General features: G+C 58.9%; 22 protein-coding genes. 16 read left to right on the forward strand and 6 right to left on the reverse strand.

The genetic code is table 11. The annotated features are described in order from the left end of the window. Positions 1-18: 18 nt before the first annotated feature. The 4 genes from PUT78_RS01495 (at position 19) to PUT78_RS01510 (ending at position 5,587) form a co-directional block, all read left to right on the forward strand. Positions 19-1,794, forward strand: coding sequence for an acyl-CoA dehydrogenase C-terminal domain-containing protein (locus tag PUT78_RS01495; protein ID WP_274350253.1), 1,776 nt, complete (start codon positions 19-21; stop codon positions 1,792-1,794). A gap of 61 nt (positions 1,795-1,855) precedes the next feature. Next, complete coding sequence (locus PUT78_RS01500; RefSeq protein ID WP_274350255.1) at positions 1,856-2,068, forward strand: hypothetical protein; 213 nt, start codon at positions 1,856-1,858, stop codon at positions 2,066-2,068. Positions 2,069-2,165: 97 nt separating this feature from the next. Then, positions 2,166-3,377 carry an acetyl-CoA C-acetyltransferase gene (locus PUT78_RS01505; protein ID WP_274350256.1) on the forward strand — a complete coding sequence of 404 codons (1,212 nt, stop codon included), beginning with the start codon at positions 2,166-2,168 and terminating at the stop codon, positions 3,375-3,377. Between the two features lie 14 nt (positions 3,378-3,391). Further along, positions 3,392-5,587: a 3-hydroxyacyl-CoA dehydrogenase NAD-binding domain-containing protein gene (locus tag PUT78_RS01510; RefSeq protein WP_274350257.1), complete on the forward strand. Its 2,196-nt coding sequence runs from the start codon at positions 3,392-3,394 to the stop codon at positions 5,585-5,587. On the opposite strand, the gene PUT78_RS01515 is transcribed toward PUT78_RS01510, so the two are convergent. Next, complete coding sequence (locus PUT78_RS01515) at positions 5,557-6,282, reverse strand: Hint domain-containing protein (protein ID WP_274350258.1); 726 nt, start codon at positions 6,280-6,282, stop codon at positions 5,557-5,559. The genes PUT78_RS01510 and PUT78_RS01515 overlap by 31 nt on opposite strands. 198 nt (positions 6,283-6,480) lie before the next feature. On the opposite strand from PUT78_RS01515, the gene PUT78_RS01520 reads away from it, so the two are divergent. Together PUT78_RS01520 and PUT78_RS01525 are read left to right on the forward strand one after the other, a co-directional pair. Then, a complete protein-coding gene (locus PUT78_RS01520) occupies positions 6,481-8,106 on the forward strand; it encodes an AMP-binding protein (protein WP_274350259.1) in 1,626 nt (541 codons plus the stop codon). Positions 8,107-8,170: 64 nt separating this feature from the next. Continuing rightward, positions 8,171-9,214 (forward strand): hypothetical protein, encoded by a 1,044-nt coding sequence (locus PUT78_RS01525; protein WP_274350260.1) that lies wholly within the window; start codon positions 8,171-8,173, stop codon positions 9,212-9,214. A 7-nt stretch (positions 9,215-9,221) separates the two neighbouring features. Here PUT78_RS01525 and PUT78_RS01530 read toward each other — a convergent pair whose 3' ends face one another. Together PUT78_RS01530 and puuE are read right to left on the reverse strand one after the other, a co-directional pair. Continuing rightward, complete coding sequence (locus PUT78_RS01530; RefSeq protein ID WP_274350261.1) at positions 9,222-9,716, reverse strand: ureidoglycolate lyase; 495 nt, start codon at positions 9,714-9,716, stop codon at positions 9,222-9,224. A gap of 42 nt (positions 9,717-9,758) precedes the next feature. Further along, on the reverse strand, positions 9,759-11,186 hold the full coding sequence (puuE, locus tag PUT78_RS01535) for an allantoinase PuuE (protein WP_274350262.1): 1,428 nt from the start codon (positions 11,184-11,186) through the stop codon (positions 9,759-9,761). 168 nt (positions 11,187-11,354) lie between these two features. On the opposite strand from puuE, the gene uraH reads away from it, so the two are divergent. Next, on the forward strand, positions 11,355-11,711 hold the full coding sequence (gene uraH / locus PUT78_RS01540) for a hydroxyisourate hydrolase (RefSeq protein ID WP_274350263.1): 357 nt from the start codon (positions 11,355-11,357) through the stop codon (positions 11,709-11,711). Between the two features lie 25 nt (positions 11,712-11,736). On the opposite strand, the gene PUT78_RS01545 is transcribed toward uraH, so the two are convergent. Beyond that, the gene (locus PUT78_RS01545; RefSeq protein ID WP_274350264.1) at positions 11,737-12,474 is read right to left on the reverse strand and encodes a rhomboid family intramembrane serine protease; all 738 of its coding nucleotides are present in this window, start codon (positions 12,472-12,474) and stop codon (positions 11,737-11,739) included. 6 nt (positions 12,475-12,480) lie between these two features. Next, positions 12,481-13,113: a sugar transferase gene (locus PUT78_RS01550; RefSeq protein WP_274350266.1), complete on the reverse strand. Its 633-nt coding sequence runs from the start codon at positions 13,111-13,113 to the stop codon at positions 12,481-12,483. A 493-nt stretch (positions 13,114-13,606) separates the two neighbouring features. Between PUT78_RS01550 and PUT78_RS01555 the strand changes: the two genes are divergently transcribed. Next, positions 13,607-14,446, forward strand: coding sequence for an ExeA family protein (locus PUT78_RS01555; protein ID WP_274350267.1), 840 nt, complete (start codon positions 13,607-13,609; stop codon positions 14,444-14,446). 10 nt (positions 14,447-14,456) lie between these two features. Here PUT78_RS01555 and PUT78_RS01560 read toward each other — a convergent pair whose 3' ends face one another. Continuing rightward, positions 14,457-14,879 (reverse strand): VOC family protein, encoded by a 423-nt coding sequence (locus tag PUT78_RS01560; RefSeq protein ID WP_274350268.1) that lies wholly within the window; start codon positions 14,877-14,879, stop codon positions 14,457-14,459. Between the two features lie 132 nt (positions 14,880-15,011). On the opposite strand from PUT78_RS01560, the gene PUT78_RS01565 reads away from it, so the two are divergent. The 8 genes from PUT78_RS01565 (at position 15,012) to PUT78_RS01600 (ending at position 25,005) form a co-directional block, all read left to right on the forward strand. Then, positions 15,012-15,791: a thymidylate synthase gene (locus PUT78_RS01565; protein ID WP_274350269.1), complete on the forward strand. Its 780-nt coding sequence runs from the start codon at positions 15,012-15,014 to the stop codon at positions 15,789-15,791. A gap of 3 nt (positions 15,792-15,794) precedes the next feature. After that, the gene (locus tag PUT78_RS01570; RefSeq protein ID WP_274350270.1) at positions 15,795-16,289 is read left to right on the forward strand and encodes a dihydrofolate reductase; all 495 of its coding nucleotides are present in this window, start codon (positions 15,795-15,797) and stop codon (positions 16,287-16,289) included. A gap of 59 nt (positions 16,290-16,348) precedes the next feature. Further along, on the forward strand, positions 16,349-16,666 hold the full coding sequence (locus PUT78_RS01575) for an HPF/RaiA family ribosome-associated protein (RefSeq protein WP_274350272.1): 318 nt from the start codon (positions 16,349-16,351) through the stop codon (positions 16,664-16,666). Between the two features lie 442 nt (positions 16,667-17,108). Further along, a complete protein-coding gene (locus PUT78_RS01580) occupies positions 17,109-17,768 on the forward strand; it encodes a hypothetical protein (protein ID WP_274350273.1) in 660 nt (219 codons plus the stop codon). 28 nt (positions 17,769-17,796) lie between these two features. Continuing rightward, positions 17,797-20,226: a UDP-forming cellulose synthase catalytic subunit gene (gene bcsA, locus PUT78_RS01585; protein ID WP_274350275.1), complete on the forward strand. Its 2,430-nt coding sequence runs from the start codon at positions 17,797-17,799 to the stop codon at positions 20,224-20,226. Next, the gene (locus PUT78_RS01590; protein WP_274350276.1) at positions 20,223-22,487 is read left to right on the forward strand and encodes a cellulose biosynthesis cyclic di-GMP-binding regulatory protein BcsB; all 2,265 of its coding nucleotides are present in this window, start codon (positions 20,223-20,225) and stop codon (positions 22,485-22,487) included. The genes bcsA and PUT78_RS01590 overlap by 4 nt, the downstream gene beginning before the upstream one ends. Next, on the forward strand, positions 22,484-23,560 hold the full coding sequence (locus PUT78_RS01595) for a family 8 glycosyl hydrolase (RefSeq protein ID WP_274350278.1): 1,077 nt from the start codon (positions 22,484-22,486) through the stop codon (positions 23,558-23,560). Before PUT78_RS01590 ends, PUT78_RS01595 begins: the two co-directional genes overlap by 4 nt. Beyond that, positions 23,557-25,005: a hypothetical protein gene (locus PUT78_RS01600; RefSeq protein ID WP_274350279.1), complete on the forward strand. Its 1,449-nt coding sequence runs from the start codon at positions 23,557-23,559 to the stop codon at positions 25,003-25,005. Before PUT78_RS01595 ends, PUT78_RS01600 begins: the two co-directional genes overlap by 4 nt. Positions 25,006-25,115: the final 110 nt, after the last annotated feature.

Genomic DNA, 25,115 nt, shown 5'->3' on the forward strand with positions numbered 1-25,115 from the left:
TTTCCACGGAGAAATGTAATGCCCAGCTACAAAGCGCCGACCAAGGATATGAGCTTCGTCCTGCATGACCTGCTGAAGATCAGCGCATCGGAAATTCCGGGATATGCCGATCTGGACAGTGAATTCACCACCGCCATTCTGGACGAAGCTGCCAAGCTGGCCGAAGGCGCGATGGCCCCGCTGAATGCCATTGGCGACCAGCAGGGGTGCCGACTGGAAAACGGGGTGGTGCGCACGCCAGACGGGTACAAAGAAGCGTTCGAACAGGTCAAGGCCGGTGGGTGGAATGGTCTGGACCTGCCGGAAGAATATGGCGGGCAGAACCTGCCTTATGTCCTGCAATCTGCGGTTGGTGAATTGTTTTCGGGCGCGAATATGGCGTTTAACATGTATCAGGGCCTGACGCATGGCGCGATTTCCGCAATCATTGCGCATGGGTCCGACGCGCAGAAGGCGCTTTTCCTGCCGAAGATGATCAGCCTTGACTGGACCGGGACGATGAACCTGACAGAACCGCATTGCGGCACTGATCTGGGATTGATCCGCACCAAGGCCGATCCGCAGGATGATGGCAGCTACCAGATTACCGGGCAGAAGATCTTCATCTCGGCCGGTGATCACGACATGGCGGAAAATGTCATCCATCTGGTGCTGGCCAAGGCACCGGGTGGCGGTGATGGCACCAAAGGAATTTCGCTGTTCATTGTTCCCAAGATCATGGTGAAGGATGATGGCAGCCTTGGTGCCCCCAATGCGGTTTCCGTGGGCAAGATCGAAGAAAAGATGGGCATTCACGGTAATTCAACCTGCGTCATGAATTATGACGGGGCAACGGGTTATCTGGTCGGTGATCTGCACAAGGGCATGCGCGCGATGTTCACTATGATGAACGAAGCGCGGCTTGGCGTCGGGCTGCAAGGCTATGCGCAGGCAGAAATCGCGTATCAGAATGCGCTGGCCTATGCCATCGACCGCTTGCAGGGGCGTGATGTGACGGGAACGAAAAACCCTGATGGCCCTGCCGATCCGCTGATCGTACACCCTGATGTGCGGCGAATGCTTATGGATCAGAAAAGTTTTGTCGAAGGGGCACGGGCATTCACAATGTGGGGGGCCAGCCTGATCGACCGTGCCCACCGCATGAATGACGTGCAGGCGGATGGTCTGATCTCGTTGCTGACGCCGGTGATCAAGGGGTTCCTGACCGACAAGGGCTTTGACATGTGCATTCAGGCCCAGCAGGTCTATGGCGGCCATGGCTATATTGAAGAATGGGGCATGTCGCAATACGCCCGTGATGCCCGGATCGCTATGATCTATGAAGGCGCGAACGGGATTCAGGCGCTGGACCTTGTGGGCCGCAAACTGGCGCAGGACGGCGGCAAGCATGTGATGGCGTTCTTTGCGCTGGTCAAGGATTTCATCAAGGAAAACGAAGGGGATGCCCGCCTTGATGAGTTTCTGAACCCGTTGAAAGCGGCATCAAAGGATCTGCAGGCGGCTGGCATGTATTTCATGGAAAACGGCATGAAAAATCCCAATGATGCCCTGGCAGGGTCCAATGATTTCATGCATCTGTTCGGGCATGTCTGTTTGGGTCTGGTTTGGGCGCAAATGGCGAAAGCCGCGCTTGCCGCATTGGATGGCGGGGCAACTGACCGCGCATTTCTGGACGCGAAACTGACCACCGGGCGCTATTACATGACGCGCCATCTGCCCGCGACTGCGTTGCATCTGGTCCGCATACGCAGCGGGTCCGGGGCGATGATGGCGCTTAGCCCTGATCAGTTTTAGCTACAACACAAGTTGCCGGTTCCCTGTGACCCGGCAACTGACCTATTGAACGGAGGTTTCCATGCCCAAACGTTTTCGTCTGACCCGCCGGTTCAACATGGCAATGACCGAAGATGGATACCGCCGTTTACGCCGATTTGCACAAGAAGCCGGACTGGAGGAAGGCGAAGCCCTGTCTTTCCTTTTCGAGAATTTTGAGTCGGTAACCCATGCAGAAAATCTGGGACATCGCCTGCGGATGTTCAATTCGGAACTTGAGGCGCGCAAGCGATGACCGGCGGCGCCTTCGGCGAGCATATCAGGGGCAGGACGAAAGCGCGGATGACAGGCTTCGATGCGCCCCATGAACAGAACATGACACGGAGGAACACATGACCGACGCTTATATCTATGACACCATCCGCACGCCGAGGGGCAAGGGGCGGGCCGATGGCAGCTTGCACGAAGTGACGGCAATGCGCCTTTCGGCATTGGTGCTGAACCAGCTGAAATCCCGCAACGATCTGGACACCCGCGCGATTGAAGACCTGATCTGGGGCAATGTGACCCAGGTGGGCGAACAGGGCGGCTGTCTGGCGCGCACCGCAGTTCTTGCATCGGATTTCGATGAACAGGTGCCGGGGCTGGCCATCAACCGCTTTTGTGCGTCCGGCATGGAAGCTGTGAACATCGCGGCCAATCAGGTACGCGGCGGTGCTGGAATGGCCTATGTCGCAGGCGGGGTCGAGATGATGAGTCGCGTTGCCATGGGGTCCGACGGGGCGGCCGTGGCAGTGGATCCGTCCGTCGCGATGGAGCAGTATTTCGTTCCGCAAGGGATTGCCGCGGACATCATTGCCACCGAATACGGGTTCAACCGCCAGATGGCCGATGAACTGGCCGTCGAAAGCCAGAAACGCGCGGCCATCGCGTGGCAGGAAGGGCGCTTTGCCCGGTCGATTGTACCGGTCACGGATATCAACGGGCTGACCATTCTGGACCGCGACGAATACATGCGCCCAAGCACGGATATGGACAGTCTGTCGACCCTGAAACCCGCGTTCAAGGATATGGGCGAGGTGATGCCGGGTTTCGACAAGATTGCCTTGATGAAATACCCGCATCTGGAACGGATTGAACATATCCACCATGCGGGCAATTCATCGGGGATTGTTGACGGGGCGGCGGGCGTGCTGATCGGCAATAAGGAATTTGGCGAAAAATACGGTCTGAAACCACGCGCGCGCATTCGCGCCACCGCCAAGATCGGCACAGACCCGACAATCATGCTGACTGGCCCGGTGCCGGTAACCGAGAAAATCCTGCGCGATTCCGGCATGCAGATTTCCGACATCGACCTGTTCGAGGTTAACGAGGCATTTGCCGCAGTCGTGCTGCGCTTCATGCAGGCGTTCAACGTGGACAGCGACCGCGTCAACGTCAATGGGGGCGCGATTGCAATGGGTCATCCACTTGGCGCGACAGGGGCCATGATCATCGGCACGCTGCTGGATGAATTGGAACGCACTGGCAAGGGCACTGGCCTTGCGACGCTATGTGTCGCATCCGGCATGGGTGCGGCCACGATCATCGAGCGCGTGTAAGGGGGGCGAATAAAATGACTGATTTTCATTATTCCGTGGATTCGGACGGGGTTGCGACCATCACATGGGACATTCAGGGAAAATCCATGAATGTCCTGTCGATGGAAGGGCTGGCCGAACTGGAAGCGCATATCGACACGGCGCTGAGCGATGAGGCCGTCAAGGGCGTGATCATCACTTCGGCCAAGGCAGATTTCGCGGGCGGCATGGACCTGAACGTGATTGCCCGTATGAAGGAAATGGCCGGCGATCAGCCCGAAAAGGGCCTGTTCGACGGGATCATGTCGATGCATCGCTGCCTGCGCAAGATCGAACGCGCGGGCATGGACCCCAAGACGCTGAAAGGCGGCAAGCCGGTTGTTGCGGCATTGCCTGGCACTGCGCTTGGCATTGGTCTGGAAATCCCGCTGGCGTGTCACCGCATCATCGCTGCCGAAAACCCGAAAGCCAAGATTGGCCTGCCTGAAATCATGGTGGGTATTTTCCCCGGCGCCGGTGGCACCACGCGGCTGGCGCGCAAGCTGGGCGCGATGGGGGCGGCCCCCTTCCTGCTGGAAGGCAAGCTGTCGGACCCGAAGAAGGCCAAATCGGCGGGATTGATTGATGAAGTGGTCCCTGCTGATGACCTGATGACCCGCGCGAAGGAATGGGTGCTGGGGGCCAAAGACGCCGATCTGGTGAAACCATGGGATGCCAAGGGCTACAAGATGCCCGGTGGCGCGCCCTATCACCCGGCCGGGTTCATGACCTTTGTGGGTGCATCAGCCATGATCAATGGCAAGACCCAGGGGGTTTATCCGGCGGCCAAGGCATTGCTGTCGGCGGTATATGAGGGGGCGCAGGTGCCCTTTGACACAGCGCTGAAGATCGAAGCGCGCTGGTTCGTGCATGTGTTGATGAACCCAAGTTCCGGCGCGATGATCCGGTCGCTGTTCATCAACAAGGAAGCGCTGGAAAAAGGTGCGAACCGGCCGCAGGTGGCGGATGAAAAAGTCCGCAAGCTGGGCGTATTGGGCGCGGGTATGATGGGTGCCGGTATCGCCTATGTCGCGGCCAATGCAGGCATTGATGTCGTGCTGATCGACGCGCAGCAGGCAGCGGCGGAAAAAGGCAAGGGCTACGCCGAGGGGGTGCTGGACAAGGGGATAAAACGCGGCAAGCTCAGTGAGGCGAAGAAGGCCGAAGTCCTGGGGCGCATCACACCGACTACTGATTATGACGCGCTTGCAAGCTGTGATCTGGTGATCGAAGCCGTGTTTGAAGACCCCAAGGTCAAGGCCGAAGTGACCACCAAGGCCGAAACCGTGCTGCCCGATGACGCGATTTTCGCGACCAACACATCGACCTTGCCGATCTCTGATCTGGCGAAGGCCAGCGCAAGGCCCGGTCAGTTCATTGGCATTCACTTCTTCAGCCCGGTGGACAAGATGCTGCTGGTGGAAATCATCAAGGGCCGCGAAACCGGTGATCGCGCAGTGGCTAAGGCACTGGATTTCGTCCGCCAGATTCGCAAGACCCCGATCGTCGTGAATGATGCGCGGTTTTTCTATGCCAATCGCTGCATCATCCCCTATCTGAACGAAGGCATGCGCATGGTGCGCGAAGGGGTTGCCCCCGCGCTGGTGGAAAATGCCGCCAAGCTGATGGGCATGCCGTTGGGGCCGCTGCAACTGGTGGACGAAACATCGCTTGATCTGGGCGCCAAGATTGCCAAGGCCACCCGCGTCGCCATGGGGGATTCCTATGCCGATGGTGACGTGGATGAAGTGGTGTTCTGGATGGTTGAGCAGGGGCGGTTGGGGCGCAAATCCGCTGCCGGGTTCTATACCTATGACGACAAGGGCAAACGGCAGGGGCTGTGGCAGGGGATTGCAGATAAATTCCCGAAATCAGATGACCAGCCCGACCTGATAACTGTGCAGCACCGACTGATGTTTGCGCAGGCGCTTGAAGCGGTGCGTGCCCTTGAAGAAGGTGTGCTTGAAGATATCCGCGAAGGGGATGTTGGCGCGATTCTGGGCTGGGGGTTTGCACCTTGGTCGGGCGGGCCGTTCTCGTGGTTGGATATGCTTGGCCCGGAATTTGCGGTCTCTGTGTGCGATGATCTTGAAGCGCGGTTCGGGGCGCGGTTCAGCGCCCCCGAACTGCTGCGCCAGATGGCCAAGACCGGGCGCGGCTTCTATGCAAACCGCGAATCTGCTGCGGCATAAGTGAACGACGCGGCATGTGCGGCAAACCCCGTGCAGGCCGCGTCCTGTTTCAGGTTCTCTGCAATCCTGTGCAGTTGCGACAGGTTCAAGCGCGGTGTGTCCGATGATGCGCCGACGGCAGCCGCTGCATGCAGGGGCGAAAAATCGCTTTCGGCACGCGCGCTGACCAATGCGGCCCCCGCGCAATGAATGACCTGTTCGGATGCGAAGGTCAGCATGTGAACGGTAACGTCCCCCGTGATAGGCGCACGGTGAATGCCGCCATACCCTTCAAGCATCAGGGCCTGAATCAGGACAAATGGCTCGCCAAAGTCGATTTCGGCCAGGTCTGATTCAACGATGACTTCCTGACAGGGCAGCAGCGTTATCTGTTTGCGATTGCCCAGAACACCTGCGGGAATCACCATCATGAATGCTTTGTGTGCGGGTAGGCTTGCTTGCGCGATGGTCACCTTGTGGTTGGCCTCGATCCGTTGCATGCCATTGTCAAATGTCAGAACCAGATCGCCGGGCTGGATTGTTTCCACACCGCGCCACCCCGAAGCCGTGCCGATCAGTGTTCCGGGAAGCAGCCCGTCTTCGCGCAGGGCGACATCATAGAGCCCGGCTTCCTTGTGCATGGCCACCGAAATCGCGGGCGCAAAAGCGGACAGACTTCCAAAACGTGTAGGCGCATTATCTCCTGAATTCAGCATTCCGAATCTCCTTTTTGAGTCCGTACTGTCGTTGGTGCATTCCTGCCTTACTTTCAGATTTACCATTTGTTGAGGACAGAATCAGGGAAAGAACTGGACATTTCCAAGGCAATTTTATTTCAATCCAAGGGAACTCTGGATAATTTCGCGCAATGCTGCGGGTGGAGTCGGCTGCATGACGGGGCGATAGGGGGGGCGATGGGCTGGCTTGAGGATGAAACCGGACTGGACCGGAATGCAGCAAACCATGTTGCATTGACGCCATTGTCGCATTTGCGCCGCGCCGCAGATGTGTTTGCGGGGCATGAAGCGTTGGTCTATGGGACCACACGCCGGACATATGCCGAATATGGCGCACGGGTGACGCGCCTTGCCGCCAGTCTGGCCGCGCATGGCGTGGCACCGGGGGATGTGGTGGCAACGCTTCTGCCCAATATCCCGGCCCATGCCGAGGCGCATTTTGCAGTGCCTGCCTGCGGTGGAGTGCTCAATGCAATCAACACCCGGCTGGAAACCGGCACAGTGGCGTACATTCTGGGTCACGGCGCGGCAAAACTTGTGCTGGTGGACACGGCGTTTCTGCCCCTTGCCGAAGCGGCCTGCGCGGAACTGGACAACCCGCCCGTGATTGTCGAAGTTGCCGATCATGAGGCGGGATTTGCCCCGACCGGACGCCACATTGAATATGAGGTGTTTCTGAACGCGGGCGATCCGCAATTTTCATGGATCCTTCCGCAGGACGAATGGGAAAGCATTGCGCTGAACTATACATCCGGAACAACAGGCCGCCCAAAGGGCGTGGTCTATCATCATCGCGGCGCGTATCTGTCCACCCTCAGTCAGCCAATATCCTGGCGCATGACGCTGTTCCCCAGGTATCTGACGATTGTGCCGATGTTTCATTGCAATGCGTGGTGCCACCCCTGGATGATTCCTGTGCTTGGCGGGTGTATCCTCCGCCTGCGCGATGTGACCGCTGCGGGCATCTATCATGCGATCAGCGTGGAAAAGGCGACCCATTTCGGGGGGGCGCCGATTGTGTTGCAGACCATCATCAATGCGCCCCCCGAAGATCGGCTGCCCTTTGATCATCTGGTAGAGGTGTTTACCGCAGGTGCCCCGCCGCCATCGGCCGTTCTGGCGGCTATTGAACCGCTGGGGTTCAATGTGACGCAGGTTTACGGGTTGACCGAAACCTATGGCCCCGCAACGGAATGCCTGTGGCATGACGGGTTCGACAGCGTGCAAGGCGATGACCGCGCAGAGGTGAAGGCCCGCACCGGCGTATTGATGCCCTTCATGGAAGATGTGATCGTGATGCAGCCCGACAGCATGGTGCAGGTGGCCCGCGACGGGGTCGGCCTGGGCGAAATCCTGCATCGTGGTAATGGCGTGATGAAAGGGTATTACAAGAACCCGCAAGCGACGGCAGAGGCGTTTCGCAACGGGTATTTCCATTCCGGCGATATCGCGTTCTGGCACAGCGATGGCTATATCAAGATCGCGGACCGGGCCAAGGACATCATCATTTCGGGGGGCGAAAATGTCAGCTCGGTCGAGGTGGAAAGCGTGTTGATGAAGCACCCGGCGGTGTGGTTGGCAGCGGTGGTTGCAAGGCCGGATGCGAAATGGGGTGAAGTGCCCTGCGCCTGTATAGAGGTGAAACCGGGTGCGCAGGTGACCGAACAGGAGTTGATCGCCTTTTGCCGTGATCATCTGGCAGGGTTCAAGACCCCGAAGAAAGTCGTGTTCATGGACCTGCCGAAAACAGCGACCGGCAAGATACAGAAATCCGATCTGCGTGACCTGGTGCGCGCGCTGTGACGTGCTGGTCTTGCGTGCGGGTTTGCGCTAAGATGCCCTCAAAACGGCAGAGCAGGCAAGCGGCATGACGACCGCGCTTAAGAAATATCATAAACTTGAAGGCATGGGCCTTTGGTCAGGCGCGGTTGAAGAACAGCGCCGCGAAGTCGTGGTATCCTTCGGGGATGCGACGCTGGTCATCATGGACAGCCGTAGCATGCATGTGCTGTCACATTGGTCGCTGGCAGCGATTGAACGTCTGAACCCGGGCAAGCGCCCCGCATTGTTCAGCCCCGATGGCGATGCAAGTGAAGTGCTGGAACTGGACGAAGATCTGCTGATCGATGCGCTGAAAGAACTGCATGCGGCGCTGGCCCCGCCAAAGGGTCTGATTGAACGCTTGCGCGTGCCGATCATGGGGGCGTTAAGCCTTTTGGTTCTGGGGCTTGGTGCATTCCTGCTGCCGCCTGCATTGGTCGATCATACTGCGTCGGTCGTGCCCATGGCCAAACGCACAGAGATCGCGGAGCGCTTGCTGGCCGAATTGCGCCAAACGGGTGCGACACAATGTCAAAGCAGTTTGGGGACCAATGCGCTTGGTATCTTGCAGCGGCGCTTGTTCGACGCACCGGCGCGGCTGGTTATCCTGCGTGATCTGTCACTGGAAGCCCCGCGCATACAGCACTTGCCGGGGCGGTTATTCGTGGTGGATGCGCGCCTTGTTGATCAGGCCGAAAGCGTCGAAGCATTGGCCGGTGCGCTGGTCCTTGCCGGTGCGCGTGCTGCAGCGGATGATCCGCTGCGCCCGCTGTTGCGGCATGCGGGGGTGTTTTCCACCTTTCGGTTGCTGACATCGGGGGAATTGCGACCCAATGCCATACGTGGGTATGCGCGCGCGGTTCTGAATGCGCCAGTGGCTGTGCCGGATATTGCGGCGATACAGGCGCGTTTTGAACGGCTGGAGCTGTCGCCCGGCCCGCTATTGGCCAATGCCACGCCCCTTGATCCCGCATTGGGCCAGATCTCCGACCAGCTGCGCGCGGATATGGACACGCTGACGCAGTCCCCGCGCGGTGCGTTGCTGAATGACGGTCAATGGGTCAGCTTGCTGAATATCTGCGATTCGTGACGCGCATTCAGATCCGGTGCTGAACCTGCCATGGGGTGTCAAACCAGTATTCCTGAAGATTGGGCGTATCGCCGATACGGTCGATCACGGCAAAGCGGCCGGGCTGCGCTAATGGCGTCAGAACTCCGTGCCAGATATTGCGGTGAAAATTGACGCCCTGTGCGCCATTGGTCAAAAATGCGCGGGGGGTATCGGGGCGGTTTCCGGCATCTTCGGCCACGATCACCAGAAATGGTTCCGTATGCATGGGGATGAAGGCCTGACTGCCATCGGGATGACGTTCCATCATGGTCAGCGTATAGGGCAGAGCGCGGGGCTGGGCGTCAAACAGCGAAATCCCCGCCCGCCCGCCTTCGCCGAAATCCACGTGTGCGCGGTCGTGATAGCGTCCGCACTGGCCCTGATTGATCAGCTTGTCAGGTTGCCCTTCAATGTCCAGCACATCGCCAAAGAGTACGAATGCGGCGGGGGTAAGGGGGCGTATGGCCAGGTTGCGCGTCATTGTGGCGGTTCCGTTGGGTTTAGCGGCTGCAATTGAGTGTTTTCAGCAAGATGAAGCCCCGAGAATAGTGTGCAGGCGCAATTCGGCAATGCGTTCGACCTGCTGGCAGGCTGTGATGAATTCTGTTGCGGTGTCATGCTCGATGCGCGCATTGAATGCCGCCAGAATGGATGCCTTGGTGTTGTCGCGCACGGCAATGATGAAGGGGAAGCCGTGTTTTTCAACATAGGTGGCATTCAGCTTTTCAAAGGTGGCGCGTTCGGTGTCGGTCAGTGCATTCAGCCCGGCGCTGGCCTGTTCATGGGTCGAGTCCGGTGTCAGGCGTTTGGCGGCGGCCAGTTTGCCCGCAAGGTCGGGATGCGCGCGCAACACGGCCAGACGTTCATCCGCGCTGGCCGCGCGGAAGGCGCGCGCCATGGCATTGGCAAGCCCTGTCGCGCTGTCATGGGCAGGCCCCAGTTCCAGTGCATGGGCGCGCTCGGCAACCCATGGTGAATGCTCATAAACGCCGCCAAAGCATGCGATGAAACCGGCGCGGTCAAGCGTGCTGGGGCGGGTGCGGCGGTGATGAGGGTGCGTGGCGGCCCAATGTTGCGCGATGTCGATGCGCCGCGCGAACCACACCCCCTGATGCGCCTGCACATGGTCCAGAAAACGCATAAGGCCCGCAATCTTGCCCGGACGCCCGATCAGGCGGCAATGCAGCCCGATGGACAGCATTTTCGGCGCGCCCGCGTCCCCTTCGGCATAAAGGACATCGAAAGCATCTTTCAGATAGGTTTCAAAATCACTGCCTGTCACCCAGCCGGGCGCAGTGGCGAAGCGCATGTCATTTGCTTCCAGCGTATAGGGCAGGATAAGCTGATCACGCGGTCCGAATTCCATCCAATGCGGCAGATCGTCGTCATACGTGTCGGAAATCCAGTCAAACTGACCTGTTTCTGCCGCAAGCCGCACCGTGTTGACTGAACAGCGCCCCGTATACCAGCCGCATGGGGGGCTGCCCACAACCTCTGTGTGCAGGCGGATAGCCTCTTCTATGGCGCTGCGTTCCTGATCCTCTGGCATGTCACGGTGCTCGACCCATTTCAGGCCATGGCTGGCAATTTCCCAATCCGCCGCTTTCATGGCGGCCAGTTGTTCGGGGTTTCGTGCCAGCGCTGTGGCGACCCCATAAATCGTGACCGGCAATCCGCGCGATGTGAACAACCGGTGCAGCCGCCAGAACCCGGCCCTTGCGCCATAGTCATAGATGGATTCCATGTTCCAGTGCCGCTGACCGGGCCATGGCGCGGCACCGGGAATGTCGGACAGGAACCCTTCAGACGCGGCATCCCCATGAAGCAGGCAATTCTCGCCCCCTTCTTCATAGTTCAGCACCAGCGAGATGGCGATTTTTGCGCCACCGGGCCATGCGGCATCAGGGGGTGTTGCACCATAGCCGGTCAGGTTGCGGGGGTAGCGTTGCAAGGTGGCCTCCGATCATTCAGGACGACGATGTGATACCGCAGAATAACCACTGTCGCTTTCAGTCATTTTTTGAAAGACCTGAAAGCGTGGGTCATGGCAAGGGGCTGGTGTGTATCAGGTGCGCCGGTCTAGACTGTTGACCATATCTGCACAAAACGGAGTCGCGCAATGTCCGGTTTTCTGACCACCCATGTTCTGGATACGGCCCGCGGATTGCCCGCGCAGGGCTTGCAGATCACGCTTTACAGGTTGCAAGACGGTGCCCGCGTGGAACTGGCGCGGATGACAACCAATGAGGACGGGCGCACCGACAGCCCGATCCTGCCGCAAGCGGGTTTTGCCACAGGCCGGTATGAACTGGTTTTTGCCGCTGGCGATTATTTGCGGGCAACCGGGCAGGCCGGGGCCGCGCCGCTGTTTCTGGACGAGGTTCCAATCCGCTTCGGCATCAGCGACGCGGCAAGTCACTATCATGTCCCGCTATTGCTGTCGCCCTATGGGTTTTCGACCTATCGCGGCAGTTAGCCGCTGAATCAGGATAACCGTGTTCCTACACCCGGTAGCGCAGGGTCGGCGTGACGATCGCGGCGAACAGGACACCGGCAAGAAACCCGCCAAGATGCGCTTCCCATGCAAGCAGGCCCGACAGCAATACCCACAGCACGATATTCAATATGACCAGCCCGATGAGTGACGACCAGAGCGGCCGCATCGGGCTGCCAAAATGCTGACGTGCCTGCCATTCCCAGAATTTCCACGCCCCGATCAGGCCGAAAACCGCACCTGATGCACCAACCATCGGTGTCTCGCTGCCCGACAGCAGCGCGAACCCCGCCGCCCCGCCGAAGGCGCTGATTGCATAGAGTAGCAGGAAACCTTTTTGCCCTATGCGTGCGACAACAATCCCGCCAAGCGCCAGCACGGCAACCATATTGCCAAGCAGATGCATTAGCCCGCCATGCAGGAATGCATAGCTTGCAAACATGGCTTCACGCTGGAACAGATAAAGCGGTTCCCATCCCTGCAGCAGCCCATTCCAGAAGGCGCCATAGGCAATCGCGGTCATGCGCCATTGGGACGCATTGGGAGAAATTGTGCCCAACAGCGTCAGCAGAATTTCCGGCAGGCAGGTGATTGCGACCAGCACAAGCACGGCAGGGCTGTTGGTTCTGGTCTGAAAGGTCACGTTTCTGGGCGCCATAATCGCGGCTTTGACACTGTATTCCACCGGTTGCAAGTCATCATCGGTGCCGTGATTATGGCCGCGTGGTCTGGCGATCAGCCGCATGGCCGCTCAGAAACCGGTGCTGCGCAGGACAACCCGAATGGTTTTCCACACAAGCCGCAGGTCATTGGCGAAGCCCAGCGTTGCAGCATAATCGGCGTCAATTCTTGCGCGCTGGGCAAAATTGGCATCATTGCGTTCGGTGACCTGCCACAGACCTGAAATGCCAGGACGCAATGCCATATATACGGGCAAGGTCGGGCCATAGAGCGCCACCTGTTCAGGCATCATCGGGCGCGGGCCAAGCAGGCTCATGTCGCCGCGCAGAACATTCAGCAATTGCGGAAGTTCGTCTATTGATGTGCGGCGCAGGTAGCGCCCAACCCATGTGATGCGCGGATCATTGCGCAATTTCTGGTTCTCGGTCCATTCGGCGCACAGGGCGGAATCTGCTTCCAGAATATGTTTCAGGCGGGCATCCGCATCCGGATGCATGGTGCGCAATTTCAATATCTGGAACACCTTGCCGCGCCGCCCGATCCGGGGCTGAACGTAAAACGGACTGGCCCCAGTGGCAAGCAGCGCAATAACACTGAATGCCACAACCGGAATCGCAATGGGAAGCAGCAGCAGGACGAAGGCAATGTCGACCATACGTTTGCCAAATCTGGCATAGGCCCCACGCAGAAAATAACGTGGCATCACCATCTTCTGTGATTGTGCCTGATACTGCGCAATGGGGGAGCTGGATGACGTGACACTTGCCATAATACTAGTCCTGATAGACGCTTCCCTGGACCGAACGAATCCACGGCCTGAAAAGCTTACTGATTCCTAAACACATAAAGTTTGATACATCACACAGGCTGGCCGCGCTTTAAAAAAGCACCACAGATTCATGCGGTATAGGGATTCTACTGCAAAACCGGCGGTATTGTTTCTGGTTGGTGTTCTGTCGCTGCGTCCGGGCCTGATTGTTGACATATGCTTTAGTACTTCAGTGCTGTAGTGGCAGTATTATGTCGTGATTCTGACCTTCTCGCGTAAACATCGGCGAATCGGATTTTCAGGGTCATTTCGGAAGTTGGATTGCCACGACCTTGTCTTGTTTCAGCTTGAATTTTGTCACATCCCGCCTGTAGACCGGGTTGCGTAGTAGGTTGTGATCAACGTTTTGTATCGGCTTCAAGGATCAATGTCCCATAGTTTTAGTTCATATCTGGAGCATTTCGGCCTGCATCAGCGGCCGTTTTCCCTGACACCTGATCCGGAGTTCCTGTTCTGGTCGGATGCCGCACGCGGGGCGTATGCCATGCTTCAATACGGGCTGGCAACACGGTCCCCCATTACGCTGCTGACCGGCGAGATTGGCGCAGGCAAGACGGTCCTGTTACAGCATTTCATCGAAGAAGCCGAAGATGATGACGCGCTGTCCATTGCGTTGGTGACCAACACGCGGCCCAATACGCGCGACATCCTGCAATGGTTGCTGCCGGAACTGACGAAATCCGACCTGAGCGAGGAAGGCAAATTCCTGAAAGTGCAGGAATTCCTGATCCAGGAGTATAACGAGGGACGCCGCGTTCTGCTTGTCATTGACGAGGCGCAGAACCTCTCCCCCGAGGCGCTGGAAGAACTACGCATGCTGACCAACATCAATCTGGGCAAGGAAGAAGTATTGCAGCTTTTCCTGATCGGTCAGCCGGAACTGCGCGATCATGTACGCCGCCCCGATCTGGTTCAGTTCGCGCAGCGCGTCGCGGCCAACTACCATTTGCCCTATATGAAGCCCGAAACCGTGGCCCATTATATTGCCCACCGCCTGAAGATTGCGGGCGGGCGTTCCAGTATCTTCAGCAAACAGGCCGCGATGCTGGTTTATGAAGCCACCGGCGGTGTGCCAAGGCTGATAAACCAGTTATGCGACATGTCCCTGACCTATGCGTTTGCGCAGAACGAGGCTGTCGTGAAACGTGCCACCGTCCAGTCCGTGCTGGATGATGGCATATTTTTCGCGCCTGTTCAGCGGGCCTGACGACCAGCGCCTACCAGTGACCGGTATTTTCCATGCTGGCCCAGGGTTCCTGCGGGGGCAGGGCATCGCCCGCCTGCAGCAATTCAATCGAGATATTGTCGGGGGACCGGACAAAGGCCATGTGTCCGTCGCGGGGCGGGCGGTTGATTGTCACGCCTGCGGCCTGCAACTCTGCGCATTTCGCGTATATATCGGCCACTTCATAGGCCAGATGCCCGAAATGGCGGCTGTCAGAAGGCAAGTCTTCATCCCCGTCCCAGTTATAGGTCAGTTCGACCGGGCATTCGGGCTGTCCCGGCGGGGACAGAAATACCAATGTGAAGCGCCCCTTTTCGCTTTCATGGCGGCGGGTTTCTTCCAGCCCCAGCAGTTTGAAAAAGGCAATTGATGCATCAAGGTCTTTGACCCTGACCATGGTGTGCAGATATTTCATGCGTGCTCTCCTTGTTGATGGGTATGATAATTCCATTTCCAGCAGCTTCAATCCCTGTTTGGGGTTCCAGAATCAGCGCGTTGCCGCCATTCTGCGGCACTTAACCACCGTATCTTGTGGGGCAGGGGATTCATGAAGCAGTATCTGGACGCATTGCAGTATATTCTGGACCATGGGGAACCATCGGATGACCGCACGGGAACCGGCACATTGTCGGTCTTCGGCATGCAGATGCGCTATGATCTGGCGGACGGGTTTCCACTGGTGACCACCAAGCGCGTGCATCTGAAATCCATCATACATGAATTACTGTGGTTCCTGTCTGGTGACACCAATATCCGCTATCTGAAGGAAAACGGCGTCAGCATATGGGATGAATGGGCGGACAGTTCCGGCGATCTGGGGCCGGTCTATGGGCGGCAATGGCGCGATTTCGGCGGTGTTGACCAGATTGCCGAAATAGAACGCATGATCCGCGACACGCCCGACAGCCGCCGCATGATCGTATCGGCATGGAACCCGCCGGATGTGCCGGATATGGCGCTGCCGCCATGTCATACATTGTGGCAGGTGCGGGTTCTTGCGGGCAAGTTGCATTTGCAGCTATACCAGCGATCCGCTGATATGTTCCTTGGCGTGCCGTTCAATATTGCGTCCTATGCGCTGTTGCAGATGATGCTGGCGCGGGTTGCCGGGCTTGGACTTGGCAGTTTTGTTCACACGCTGGGCGATGCGCATATCTATTCCAACCATATGGATCAGGTGCGCACCCAACTGGCGCGCGACCCGCGCCCGTTGCCGCAGATGACCATCGCCCGCAGCCCTGCCAGCGTGTTTGATTTCCGCTATGAGGATTTCAGTATAGACGGGTATGACCCCCATCCGGGGATCAAGGCCCCGGTGGCGGTATAGCCCATGATCAGCCTGATTGTTGCGCGTGCGCGAAACGGGGCCATCGGCCGGGACAACACTATCCCCTGGCATGCGCCCGAAGACCTGAAATTCTTCCAGCGAGAGACATTGGGCGGTGCGGTGGTTATGGGCCGCAACACCTGGGACAGCCTGCCAAAGCGCCCCTTGGCCCGGCGGCTGAACATTGTCGTCACATCCCGACCCGGTGACAGCGAAGATGCGCTGTTTCTGCCATTGTATCAGGCTGTCAGTGCTGCGCGGGCTGCGGGGTATTTCCGCATTTACGCGATCGGGGGGGCGGGGATTTACCGTGCCTTCCTGCCGCTGGCCGACCGGCTGCTGGTGACGGATGTTGACCTGGACGTGCCCGATGCGGACACGTTCTTTCCAGCCGTTGCGCCGGACCAGTGGTCCGTTGTGGCGGAACTTTCCCTGCGTGCGGATGCGCCGACCTGCATGGTGCGCGAATATCGCCGCAATCATGCCGGGCAATCTTGAAGCGGCGCGCAATGATGCATACCCTTGAGGGGTAACAACAAGCCGGAAAGGGCAACGCCATGCATATTCAGGTCAACACTGATAACACCATCGAAGGGCGCGAGGATGTGACCAGTTTTGTCACTCAGGTGATTGAATCCAAGCTTGGCGCGGTATCCGGCTCCATCACGCGGGTGGAAGTTTATCTGAAGGATCAGAACGCCACCAAGAACGGCCCTGATGATAAGCATTGCAAGGTGGAAGTGCGGCTTGAAGGCCGCCAGCCCGTCACGGCGGAGGATGCAGCTGACAATATCCGTTCCGCCGTGACTGGCGCGACTGACAAGATGCGCAATCTTCTGGACAGCGAATTGGGCAAGTTGCGCGCCCGGCGCTGACAGAACAGCCGTGTGGGGGCAGGAGTTGTTGCCATCGCGCAACAGGCCTGCCATCCCACCAAGGTGACGAGATATTGTAGGTCAAAGGGTGTAAAGGGCTATTTGCGCCCTTTTGTACAGGGGTACCGCGCCCTGTCAGGCGGCGCTGCCGCATGACCGCGCTGCCGCGCACTATCAGTCGGGGCGAGCATGCCCGTGGCGCGCGCCAAGTTTGATCAATCGTTGCAAATGGCAAAGCGCTGGGGTATTCTTGACGCAGAAATCAAGAATAAACCGGAACGAAATTCCGGAAACTGTCGATAAAGACACCCGCAAGAGGTGCGACATCGATGAGGCAGAGGCAAGAAATGGGCTGGTCATCCGACCAGATCCGGCAATGTGACGTCAGGGCGCTATGTGTCCTGGGTGTTCGTGCGCGGGTCATGCCCCGACAGGCAGGGCAATGTATAAAGGTTATGTATCTGGCGGATTAAGTAGTTTCGCGCCCGGCGTTCGTGCGCGCATACACCTTCTGGTGTTGGCCGTGGTTGGCGGGTTGGCTTTGTCTGCCTGTGATGGCGGTTTTCTGGCCAGTATGGACGGATCAAGCCCCACCGAACTGGCCGAGGCCGTAACGGAATATCGCGTCGTGCCCGCTTCCCGTGCGCTGATCAACGTGCCCAATGCGCTGGTCGTTCTGGAACGCGAACTTGACGGCGCACTGGAACAACGGATCACCTTGCCCAACACGACCAGCCTGCAAGGCGAGAATGTCATTTTGCTGCGTGCCCAGACCGCGCAGACGGCTAGCAGGTCACGGCTGGTTCTGGATGATGTGCTGCGTCAGTTCGGCGGCGCACCAGCACCTTTCGGGGCAATTTCCGACGGTGGTCTGATGGCCGCGACCGACCAATATGGCGATGTCACCTATACAACGCGCGCGCCCGGCGGAGACGTCACTTGCGTACTGGCATTCCGCCGGACGCAAATGGGCAGCCGTGCGTTGCCGCGTGGCGCAACGGCGCTTGATATCATGCTAAGGAATTGTATTTCCGGCCAGACCGAACGCGCGCTTGCCCCCATCGGGCAGGGGGCTTTCGGGTTGGCGGGCCCCGTTTTCTGATAGTCAGCCGGGAAGGCATTTTATTGCGATGAGTATGTTGATAGCCAATAGACGTCTGCGCCCGGGAGAGGTGCTGCTGGCCTTTTTGTGGCTTGCGGTCGTCATTCCGCTGGCGTTTCTGGCCAGTATTCCCACCTCGACTGCGGTACAGGGGGCATTGGGACTGTTTGCGGTGCTGATTGTGGCCGCGCTGAAACCCTTTACCATGAAAACCATTGTCGCGCGCTTCGCGCTTCTGGCCATAGCCAGTGCGATTGTCATGCGCTACTGGTTCTGGCGGTTGACGGAAACACTGCCTTCGGTGTCCAATCCGCTGGAATTCGGGATTGCGGTGTCGCTTTTCGCGGTTGAAACCTATGCGATCTGGGTTTTCTTTGTCAGTTCCTTTGTAACCGCTGACCCGATTCACCGGACGCTTCCGCCAAAAGTGGCCGCCCAAAGCCTGCCGACTGTCGATATTCTGGTTCCCAGCTATAATGAACCGACCGACATGCTGGCGGTTACGCTGTCTGCGGCCAAGAACATGCATTATCCGGCCAGCAAACGCACGGTTGTCCTGTGCGATGATGGCGGCACGGATGAACGCTGCAACCATGAAAACCCCGACATTGCCAGCAAGGCCCGGGCACGCCGCAAGGAATTGCAGGCGCTTTGTGCGGATCTGGGCATCGTTTATTCCACCCGCGCGCGCAATGTCCACGCCAAGGCGGGCAATATGTCCGCTGCGCTGGAACGGCTGAACGGGGAACTGGTTGTGGTGTTCGACGCCGACCACGTTCCCAGCCGCGATTTTCTGGCGCGCACGGTGGGGTATTTTGTGGTCGATCCAAAACTGTTTCTGGTCCAGACCCCGCATTTCTTTCTTAACCCTGACCCGATTGACCGCAATATCGGGCTGCGCGCTGATTGCCCCCCTGAAAATGAAATGTTCTATCATCAGGGGCACCGCGGGCTTGACCGATGGGGGGGGGCGTTCTTTTGTGGATCGGCATCCGTTCTGCGCCGCGCGGCACTGGATGATGTGGGCGGGTTCGCGGGCGAAACCATTACCGAAGATGCGGAAACCGCACTGGAAATTCACAGTCGCGGCTGGAAAAGCCTGTATGTCGATCACGCGATGATTGCGGGGCTTCAGCCCGAAACCTTTGTCACCTTCATCGAACAACGCGGGCGCTGGGCGGCGGGGATGATGCAGCTTCTGATGCTGAAAAATCCGTTGCGCCGCAAAGGCATGAGTCTGACCCAGCGGTTATGCTACCTGAACTCCATGACGTTCTGGCTGTTTCCGCTGGTACGTATGATCTTTATTCTGGCACCCTTGGCCTATCTGTTTTTCGGCCTGCATATTTTCGTCGCCACGATTCAGGAAGTGCTGGTCTATATGGGTGCCTATATGGCGATCAGCTTCATGGTGCAGAACGCGCTTTATGCGCGGGTGCGCTGGCCGCTGATTTCGGAACTTTATGAAACCGCGCAGGCGCCTTATCTGTCAGGCGTTGTCATCAAGACAATTTTCAAGCCGCGCGGGGCAAAGTTCAATGTGACCGCCAAGGACGAAGTGCTGATCGAGGATTACATCTCGCCGCTGTACAAGCCGCTTCTGTTCGTCTGGATTCTGTCGCTGATGGGCGTGGTGGCCGCAGGTATCCGCTGGGTCATGTTTCCGGGCGATCAGACCATCCTGTCAATCGTTGGCGGTTGGGCCGTTTTCAATTTTGTGATTGTCAGCGCATCGCTGCGCGCGATTGCCGAACGCCAGCAGCGTCGTGGTGTGCCGCGTGTGGACATGAATGTGCCCGCTGTCGCGGCAATCGGGCGCAATGACATGTTCAGCTTCACGGGTGCGACGGTACTTGATTCCTCGACCAGTGGCGCGCGGATTTTGCTGCGCCCCGGCCCAGATACTGACATGGGCGAATTTGCCGCGATCGAGAAGGGTTATATCTTCTATTTCACCCCGGAATTCCCCAAATCGCCGCATCTGGAAAATGCTATCCGCGTGCAGGTCCAGAATGTGCAGCGTGAAAATAACGGTATTATCGTGGGCGTGAATTATGACCCGGAACAGCCGATGGTGGCGCGCGAAACCATCGCTTATCTGATTTTTGGTGACTCGGCCGTCTGGGAAGCCGTCCGTGAAAGCAGGAATAAGCCCAAGGGCCTGTTGGCCGGATTTGGGTATGTGATTTATCTTGCTGTTACAGGAGTTTACCATACAATGCGTGCATTGGCGGCTGAACCTGCACGCCGTAAACGCGCCGAGGAACGCGACCGTACAGAGGTTGGCGCGATTCAGGCACCAGCGCATATTCTGGCGTTTGGTGAAGCATTCGACCCTGTCGTCGTGAACCCTGATCTGCCGCGCCCCTATTCGCCCGCCGCCCACCGGGAGATGTTGCATCGTGCGGTTATGCCGACGCATGGTCAACCGACCGCTGACCGCGAGGTGCCGACATGACCGCGCATATCGGGCGTGCGCTGTGCGGTGCTATTGCTGCGGGGTTCTTCCTGTCATTGGCAGATGGTGGCGGGGCGGTGCTGGCGCAGGAAACTGGCGGCGGGCTTATCCTGCTGCCAGATGATGACGGGCTGACTCCGCTGGTGCAGGACGACCCACCCACCCTGAATGCGGATCGCATTGATCCCGCGCGCCGCAGCATCGACACTGCAACCGAAAATGCGACGCTTGACTGGGTTTCGCCGCTACGGCTGACGAATATGCAAATTCCCGTCACCGGGCGCAATGCACGCATCAGCGGCGAGCGGCAGGTCGTGGGATTTGACCTTTATGTCAGTGCGCCAGACACGCACCGTCAGTTGCAGTTGGCAACCCAGTCCAGCATTGATTTGTTGCCGGAACGGTCATCCATGCGGGTGCACGTGAACGGACAGGACATCGGTGTTGCGCGGCTGGGGAATTTTGACGGGTATGCCGCCGATTTTCTGGATATTCCCGATGGGGTGCTGCGCGTTGGGCGTAATCAGGTTCAGATAGAATTCCGGCAGGGCCACCGCATTTTCTGCGGGCCGGAAGCATCCTTCGGGTTATGGACAGATATCGATCTGGCGCAGTCGGGCCTGTCGGTGAACCATGCGGATGCTGTGGCGGATGCGGACGGTTTCATGATGGCGTTCGCGGCGCAGGTCGCCAGCGGCCATTCTGCCGAAATTCGCGGGCTGGACAAATTGGGGCCGCAGGCTGCCGAATGGCGGCGGCATCTGGTGCGGGGTTTCAATCAGGCCCTTCTGGGCAGCCCCGTGGTGTTTCGTTTCAGTGATTACTGGACGCTTGCTCAGCAGGACCGCGCGTTGGCGCGGATTACCGTTCTGCCAGCATCCAGCGGGCGCGTCAGCTATCAGATCGGGGGTGACGGGGCGCATGTGATGGTGCTGGAAATCGGTCCCGACACGCGCCCGGAAGATATTCTGACAATGGCGCAGCTGGCACCGCAGCCAGCCGCAAGCCGTGCGCCACTGATCCAGCCTGAACAGGATGTGCCGCTATCCGCGTTCGGGGTGCAGACAGAAAGTTTCTCGCAGCGCTATGCCCGCCGGGACCACCCTTTCCGGTTGCCCGATGACTGGCTGGTTCTGACCGCCGCCAAGGCACGGCTGAATTTCGACTATATCTATGCGACCGGCCTGCCGCGGGAGTCGATGCTGCTGATCAGCATGAACGACGAGGCCATTCGCCTGCTGCCATTGCGTGACGAAGGGGGGCAGCATATTTCGCAGTTCCCTATCGATTTTGAAGCGCGCATCCTGCAGCCCGGCACCAACCGGCTGACATTCGAACTGATGGTTCCCGGTGACCCGCCCGACCTGCCTTGTCCTGCTGCGGACCATGCGTTCCTGCAGATCAGCGACACATCAACCCTACATGTGCCCTATAGCCCGTCCATGGCGATTCCAGATATGGATCTGGCCTTCGGGGCGTTGACGCCTGACAGCATCCGGCTGAATGAAATGAGCGGGCGCGCCTATAGCGACGCTGATATTGTAACCTTGTCGGCGGCGCTGGACCGGTCGCAGGCCGAAATCCGCGCAGCCACGCTGCACCTGATATCGCTTGATGATCTGGGATCTGTGCCATCGGCGCATCACAGGGCGGATCGCAGACTGCTGGAAGATTCGGTGTTGAGTATTCCGGCTGCGGGTGATGCCGTAACCGACCCTGCGCTTGCGTCCAATGACGACCCGTTCCAGCGCCGTCGCCAGCAAGGGTCCGGCTTCAGTATCGGGGTAAGCCGTGCCATCAGCAATGGCTGGGGGGTAATTACCGGAACCGTGATCTGGGTAAAGGACAGGATTTTCCCCAATTCCGGCGAGCAACTGAACCAATGGCTGGCCGCCCGGCACGGACAGGCAATCCTGTTTCATCTGGACCCCGCGCGCCCGGATGAAATCTGGATGTTGCGCAGCCCCGACAGTGACATTCACGCGATCGCCCATGCGATTGCCGCAGCCCGTATCAGCGGGGCGGGGCCGCGCGGGCAGGTGTCCATCCTGAGCCATCAGGGCGCCTGGCAGAACTGGGTCGCGCCTGACAGGCGCCCGATTTTGCTGGAACCCTGGTCATTGCGGAATTTCCGCCATGCCATGGGAAATCTGGTATCGGCCAGACCGATTTTCTTCACGCTGATGATACTTTTCCTGGCGCTGCTTTCGGCTGTGATTGCGCTGCGTCTGGTCATTTCAACAAGAGACACCAAGACATGAACAGAAGAACACTGATTGCAGGTTTTGGTGCCGTTGCCGCCGCAGGTCTGGCACGGTCCGCCATAGCACTTGGACAGGTGGATCTGGCGCAGTCTGCGCGCCCGTTATGGGAAAGCTGGAAATCAGCCTTTCTGGGCAGTGACGGCCGCGTCATTGACGGGTTGCAGCGCGATGCCAGCCATTCCGAAGGGCAGGGCTATGGTATGGTGCTGGCCGCGATATTTGATGACGCTGCAAGTTTTCAGTCCATGTATCACTGGACCGAGCGGAACCTGGCAATCCGTCCGGACCCGTTGCTGGCGTGGCGCTGGTTGCCGGGACAGGGCAATCCGGTGCCCGACCGCAACAATGCATCGGATGGGGATTTGTTTTATGCTTGGGCGCTGGTGAAGGCTGCGCAGAAATTCAACAATCCCGGTTATCTGGCGCGCGCGCGGGACATCGCGCAGGCGCTTGCTGAAACCTGTGTTGTTGCCATGCCGGGCTCATCCGATCAGACAGTGTTTCTGCCTGCGGCATTCGGATTTCAGCATGACACGCATATGTCCATCAACCCGTCCTATTACATGCCGGTTGCGATGCGCGAACTGGCTGCGGCCACAGGTGTCAGCCGCATCGCGATCTGTGCCCAGCAGGGAGAGGCATTGCTGAACCGGATTGCTGCGGAAGGGCTGGTGCCCGATTGGGTAGATGTGTCTGAAGGCGGCGTCAGCGGGTCGCAATCGCTGTCATCAAATGCGGGTTACGAAGCACTGCGCGTGCCCTTGTTCATGATCTGGTCGCGCATTCCGCAACATGCAGCAGTCCGGCGGATGGCGGCCGTATATGAACGCACGGTTCAGCCGGGTGTTGGTGTGCCGACGGTGATTGAACCGCTGTCGGGCGTGGTGTTGGAAACAAGCGGGGATATGGGCTATCAGGCGCTTGCCGGGCTGACAATGTGTTCTGCGCGCAATGCGACTGGCGCAGCTATCCCGCCATTTTCAGCCGATCAGCCCTATTACCCTGCGACCTTGCAGCTGTTTGCGATGGTTGCGTCAAATGAAACCCTTCCGGAATGTGTGCCACTATGACCAGTTTGCTTGCACAATATCGCCCCTTGGCGCTGGCCGGACTCATGGTTCTGGCCTTGGCGCCGGGAATAGCGGCGCAGACTGCCAGCTATGATGACCTGCGTGCGCTGCGCTACTACCTGACCCAGAATGACGCTGCATCCACCCAGGCCGAATTGCGGCGCCTGCGCGGGGCGTTTCCTGACTGGCGCCCACCCGCCGACCTGAACGAACTTCTGGCCGCGCCCCCGTCGCAGGCCGGGGTGGATGAAGGCGAAATCTGGCGGCGTATCGAGTTGAATGATTATGCAGGCGCGCGCCGCCTGATCGATGATGGCCGCGCCCGCGTGTCTGGCTGGTCGCCGCCCGCGGATATGCTGCGCGTTCTGGAAATGAACGAGGCGCAAAGCAATTTCGACGCTGCCGTAAACAGCCGCGATGCAGGGCAGGCCATTGCCGTTGCCCGCCGGTCGCCGCAAATCATGACCTGTGAACGCATCAACAATGCATGGGTTCTGGCCGATATGTATGTTCTGGCCGGGCAGACACAGGCGGCGCTGACCACCTATCGCAACGCCGTGCAGTCCTGCACCAGCTTCGGCCAGATGCAGACCAGCCTGCAAAAGGCCAGCGCCGTGGCATCAGGCGTGCAGTTACAGGAATTATTCGCTGCCGCGCGCGCCGCCAATAGCGGGGCGTCTGCGCAGCTGGACCGGCTTTATGCAGAACTGACAGGTGGCGCGCCCGCGCCTCAGCCCGCTGCCGCTGCGCCACAGCAACAGGCCCCCGCGCCGGCGGCCCAGCCCGTCGCCTCGCCGCCCGCCGCTGCCCAGCCGCAGGCCGTGGCGGCCCCGCTGGTTATGGAACAGCCCGCCACAGCGCCTGCTAATCTGCCGCTGTCAGGGGATCCGCGTCTGTCGGAAGCCCGCCGCCTGAAAGATCAGGAGCAATTCGCACGGTGTCTGGCGGCATCGACCGGGCCGCGATCACTCGATCTGTTATATGAACGGTCGTGGTGCGCCTATAGTCACGACCGCCCGACAGAGGCGCTTGTGGGTTTTCAGCAGGCTGCGCGTGTGGGCGACCGTCTGGGGCCGAATGTGGGACGGGACGCGGTGTTCGGGCTGGCGCTGTCTTATCTGGCGATGAACATGACGGAACAAGGCGCGCAGGTTGCGTCGCAAGTCAGCCTTGATGCGTCCCAACGCCGTGAAATCGAAACCATTGTTCTGGACCAGCGTGGCGTGCGTGCCTTCCGGCAGGGGGATTTCCACCATGCCATCAGCTATTTCAACGCATTGGAACAGGTGCAGGGTGGTTTGCGCCGCGATCTGGCCATTCTGCGCGCCTATGCTTATTTGAATTCCGGCCAGCGCGTTGTGGCCCGTGAACAGTTTGAAAGACTGCATTCGCAACTGGCCACTGCTGAAACACGGCAAGGGTTAAATGCTGCACGCGGCCCATAAGCACCCATCGGGGATCAGGGGATGCGCGTGTTCGGGATTCTCAAGGCCTGTTTTCAAGGGTTTTCCTGAACATGCTGTAGCCAACAAAAAGCCCCGCTGTTTTGCGGGGC

The sequence above is a fragment of the Roseinatronobacter alkalisoli genome, assembly GCF_028745735.1.
GTDB lineage: Bacteria > Pseudomonadota > Alphaproteobacteria > Rhodobacterales > Rhodobacteraceae > Roseinatronobacter > Roseinatronobacter alkalisoli.

Bases quoted from the DNA above. Each gene is read 5' to 3' on its own strand.
- PUT78_RS01510 (WP_274350257.1), top strand. From the start codon at position 3,392: ATGACTGATTTTCATTATTCCGTGGATTCGGACGGGGTTGCGACCATC.
- PUT78_RS01555 (WP_274350267.1), top strand. From the start codon at position 13,607: ATGTCCCATAGTTTTAGTTCATATCTGGAGCATTTCGGCCTGCATCAG.
- uraH (WP_274350263.1), top strand. From the start codon at position 11,355: ATGTCCGGTTTTCTGACCACCCATGTTCTGGATACGGCCCGCGGATTG.
- PUT78_RS01525 (WP_274350260.1), top strand. From the start codon at position 8,171: ATGACGACCGCGCTTAAGAAATATCATAAACTTGAAGGCATGGGCCTT.
- PUT78_RS01600 (WP_274350279.1), top strand. From the start codon at position 23,557: ATGACCAGTTTGCTTGCACAATATCGCCCCTTGGCGCTGGCCGGACTC.
- PUT78_RS01530 (WP_274350261.1), bottom strand. From the start codon at position 9,716: ATGACGCGCAACCTGGCCATACGCCCCCTTACCCCCGCCGCATTCGTA.
- PUT78_RS01550 (WP_274350266.1), bottom strand. From the start codon at position 13,113: ATGCCACGTTATTTTCTGCGTGGGGCCTATGCCAGATTTGGCAAACGT.
- bcsA (WP_274350275.1), top strand. From the start codon at position 17,797: ATGAGTATGTTGATAGCCAATAGACGTCTGCGCCCGGGAGAGGTGCTG.
- PUT78_RS01505 (WP_274350256.1), top strand. From the start codon at position 2,166: ATGACCGACGCTTATATCTATGACACCATCCGCACGCCGAGGGGCAAG.
- PUT78_RS01515 (WP_274350258.1), bottom strand. From the start codon at position 6,282: ATGCTGAATTCAGGAGATAATGCGCCTACACGTTTTGGAAGTCTGTCC.
- PUT78_RS01495 (WP_274350253.1), top strand. From the start codon at position 19: ATGCCCAGCTACAAAGCGCCGACCAAGGATATGAGCTTCGTCCTGCAT.
- PUT78_RS01595 (WP_274350278.1), top strand. From the start codon at position 22,484: ATGAACAGAAGAACACTGATTGCAGGTTTTGGTGCCGTTGCCGCCGCA.
- PUT78_RS01570 (WP_274350270.1), top strand. From the start codon at position 15,795: ATGATCAGCCTGATTGTTGCGCGTGCGCGAAACGGGGCCATCGGCCGG.
- PUT78_RS01500 (WP_274350255.1), top strand. From the start codon at position 1,856: ATGCCCAAACGTTTTCGTCTGACCCGCCGGTTCAACATGGCAATGACC.
- PUT78_RS01560 (WP_274350268.1), bottom strand. From the start codon at position 14,879: ATGAAATATCTGCACACCATGGTCAGGGTCAAAGACCTTGATGCATCA.
- PUT78_RS01575 (WP_274350272.1), top strand. From the start codon at position 16,349: ATGCATATTCAGGTCAACACTGATAACACCATCGAAGGGCGCGAGGAT.
- PUT78_RS01520 (WP_274350259.1), top strand. From the start codon at position 6,481: ATGGGCTGGCTTGAGGATGAAACCGGACTGGACCGGAATGCAGCAAAC.
- PUT78_RS01580 (WP_274350273.1), top strand. From the start codon at position 17,109: ATGTATAAAGGTTATGTATCTGGCGGATTAAGTAGTTTCGCGCCCGGC.
- PUT78_RS01565 (WP_274350269.1), top strand. From the start codon at position 15,012: ATGAAGCAGTATCTGGACGCATTGCAGTATATTCTGGACCATGGGGAA.
- PUT78_RS01590 (WP_274350276.1), top strand. From the start codon at position 20,223: ATGACCGCGCATATCGGGCGTGCGCTGTGCGGTGCTATTGCTGCGGGG.
- PUT78_RS01545 (WP_274350264.1), bottom strand. From the start codon at position 12,474: ATGCGGCTGATCGCCAGACCACGCGGCCATAATCACGGCACCGATGAT.